Source organism: Wenyingzhuangia marina (assembly GCF_900130035.1).
Taxonomy (GTDB): domain Bacteria; phylum Bacteroidota; class Bacteroidia; order Flavobacteriales; family Flavobacteriaceae; genus Wenyingzhuangia; species Wenyingzhuangia marina.
Genome location: NZ_FQXQ01000010.1, coordinates 1 through 3,431, shown reverse-complemented (window position 1 = coordinate 3,431; position 3,431 = coordinate 1). Strand labels below are relative to the sequence as shown.

1 tRNA gene and 2 rRNA genes are annotated in these 3,431 nt (G+C 45.6%); all 3 read left to right on the top strand.

Annotated elements, in window-relative coordinates:
• The first annotated feature begins 12 nt into the window (after positions 1 to 12).
• Positions 13 to 89 (top strand) — tRNA-Ala (locus BUB70_RS13950).
• A 241-nt stretch (positions 90 to 330) separates the two neighbouring features.
• A 23S ribosomal RNA gene (locus BUB70_RS13945) occupies positions 331 to 3,128 on the top strand.
• Positions 3,129 to 3,281: 153 nt separating this feature from the next.
• Positions 3,282 to 3,391, top strand: a 5S ribosomal RNA gene (gene rrf / locus BUB70_RS13940).
• Positions 3,392 to 3,431 lie beyond the last annotated feature (40 nt).

Below are 3,431 nucleotides of genomic sequence, written 5' to 3'. Positions count from 1 at the left end.
CCTACTAGTAATGGGGGATTAGCTCAGCTGGCTAGAGCGCTTGCCTTGCACGCAAGAGGTCATCGGTTCGACTCCGATATTCTCCACCAAGCAATGCTTGGAGATAATTATTTATCTCTAGAGTATTGAAGAATGCAAATTGATAAAATATTTATCAGTTGCGATTCGCAACGTTCATTGACATATTGATAATAATATTGTTTTAAAAAATAATATTACTTGAGTAGACATTAGAATCTATCAGCAATGATAGAATAATAATAAAAATAACAACGCAAGTTGTAAAATGAAATTGGTTTTAGAACCAAAATGATTAAAGACGCAAAAGTACAATAAGCTAATTAAGGGTGTATGGCGGATGCCTAGGCTCTCAGAGGCGAAGAAGGACGTGATAAGCTGCGATAAGCTACGGGGATTTGCACATAAGAGTTATATCCGTAGATTTCCGAATGGGGCAACCCACTATGTTGAAGGCATAGTACCGAAAGGGGCAAACCCGGTGAACTGAAACATCTAAGTAACCGGAGGAAGAGAAAATAATAATGATTTCGTTAGTAGTGGCGAGCGAACGCGAAAGAGCCCAAACCTACGATGTTACGGCATTGTAGGGGTTGTAGGACTGCGATATTTGATGCTTAATGAATTAGAATAACCTGGAAAGGTTAACCACAGAGGGTGATAGTCCCGTATAAGTAAAGAGAGTTATTGATAGCAGTATCCTGAGTAGGGCGGGGCACGAGGAACCCTGTCTGAATCTGCCGGGACCATCCGGTAAGGCTAAATACTCCTGAGAGACCGATAGTGAACTAGTACCGTGAGGGAAAGGTGAAAAGAACCCTAAGTAAGGGAGTGAAATAGATCCTGAAACCGTACACCTACAAGCGGTCGGAGCCCATTAACTGGGTGACGGCGTGCCTTTTGCATAATGAGCCTACGAGTTACTTTATCTAGCAAGGTTAAGGATTTAAGATCCGGAGCCGTAGCGAAAGCGAGTCTGAATAGGGCGAATTAGTTAGGTTGAGTAGACGCGAAACCTGGTGATCTACCCATGGGCAGGTTGAAGCTGTGGTAACACACAGTGGAGGACCGAACCCGTTGACGTTGAAAAGTCTTGGGATGACCTGTGGGTAGGGGTGAAAGGCCAATCAAACCAGGAAATAGCTCGTACTCCCCGAAATGCATTTAGGTGCAGCGTTGTATTAGTTATATAGAGGTAGAGCTACTGATTGGATGCGGGGGCTTCATCGCCTACCAATTCCTGACAAACTCCGAATGCTATATAATGATTTACAGCAGTGAGGGCATGGGTGCTAAGGTCCATGTCCGAGAGGGAAAGAACCCAGACCATCAGCTAAGGTCCCCAAATATATGTTAAGTTGAAAAAACGAGGTTTGTCTGCCCAGACAGCTAGGATGTTGGCTTGGAAGCAGCCATTCATTTAAAGAGTGCGTAACAGCTCACTAGTCGAGCGGACGAGCATGGATAATAATCGGGCATAAACATATTACCGAAGCTATGGATGTATAGTTTACTATACGTGGTAGGGGAGCATTCTAGTTGTGCTGAAGGTGTTCTGTAAGGAATGCTGGAACGGCTAGAAAAGAAAATGTAGGCATAAGTAACGATAAGGCGGGTGAGAAACCCGCCCTCCGAAAGACTAAGGTTTCCACAGCGATGCTAATCAGCTGTGGGTTAGTCAGGGCCTAAGGCGAACCCGAAAGGGGTAGTCGATGGACAACAGGTTAATATTCCTGTACACGCACCCATTAAAAGTGACGGATTGCCCAGATCTTTACGTACTGACGGAATAGTACGTTGAGCCTAGCCTTCGGGTGAAGCGAAAAGAAGTAAGCGGTTCCAAGAAAAGCGAGGGCTGCGTCCTGTACCGTAAACCGACACAGGTAGTTGGGATGAGTATTCTAAGGAGCTCGAGTGATTCATGGCTAAGGAACTAGGCAAAATAGACCCGTAACTTCGGGAGAAGGGTCGCCCATCTTCGGATGGGCCGCAGTGAAAAGGTCCAGGCGACTGTTTATCAAAAACACAGGGCTCTGCTAAAACGAAAGTTGATGTATAGGGCCTGACACCTGCCCGGTGCTGGAAGGTTAAGTGGAGGGTTTAGCTTCGGCGAAGATCTGAAATGAAGCCCCAGTAAACGGCGGCCGTAACTATAACGGTCCTAAGGTAGCGAAATTCCTTGTCGGGTAAGTTCCGACCTGCACGAATGGTGCAACGATCTGGACACTGTCTCAGCCATGAGCTCGGTGAAATTGTAGTATCGGTGAAGATGCCGATTACCCGCTACGGGACGAAAAGACCCCGTGAACCTTTACTATAGCTTAGTATTGGCTTTGGATAAGTAATGTGTAGGATAGGTCGGAGACTTTGAAGGAGCATCGCCAGGTGTTTTGGAGTCATTGTTGAAATACGACCCTTTGCTTATCTAGAGTCTAACCCAGAAATGGGGACAGTGCTTGGTGGGTAGTTTGACTGGGGTGGTCGCCTCCAAAAGAGTAACGGAGGCTTCTAAAGGTACCCTCAGTACGCTTGGTAACCGTACGTAGAGTGCAATGGCATAAGGGTGCTTGACTGCGAGACCTACAAGTCGATCAGGTTGGAAACAAGAGCATAGTGATCCGGTGGTTCCGCATGGAAGGGCCATCGCTCAAAGGATAAAAGGTACTCCGGGGATAACAGGCTGATCTCCCCCAAGAGCTCACATCGACGGGGGGGTTTGGCACCTCGATGTCGGCTCGTCACATCCTGGGGCTGGAGAAGGTCCCAAGGGTTGGGCTGTTCGCCCATTAAAGTGGCACGCGAGCTGGGTTCAGAACGTCGTGAGACAGTTCGGTCTCTATCTGTAGCGGGCGTTAGAAATTTGCGTGGATTTGATTCTAGTACGAGAGGACCGAATTGAACTAACCTCTGGTGTATCTGTTGTTCCGCCAGGAGCATTGCAGAGTAGCTACGTTGGGAAGGGATAAGCGCTGAAAGCATATAAGCGCGAAACCCACCACAAGATGAGATTTCTTTAAAGGGTGGTTGTAGATCACGACCTTGATAGGATATAGGTGTAAAGGCAGTAATGTCATAGCCGAGTATTACTAATAACCCATAGGCTTATGTACTGCGGGCTTTAATTATTCATTTTAAAAGATTCAAGTAAAAAAATAAACAAACAATATTGGTATCAATATGTTAACATATAGTAGTTAGTACAAAGTATCAAGTACAAAGAGTTCTCAATATTCTTTACTTAGTACTCAGTACTACTAAGACCTTAAGGTGATTATTGCAATAGGGCTCACCTCTTCCCATTCCGAACAGAGAAGTTAAGCCTATTAGCGCAGATGGTACTAGCAATTGCTGGGAGAGTATGTCATCGCCTTTTTTTAGAAACCTCATTCATCTTTTTGAATGAGGTTTTTTTT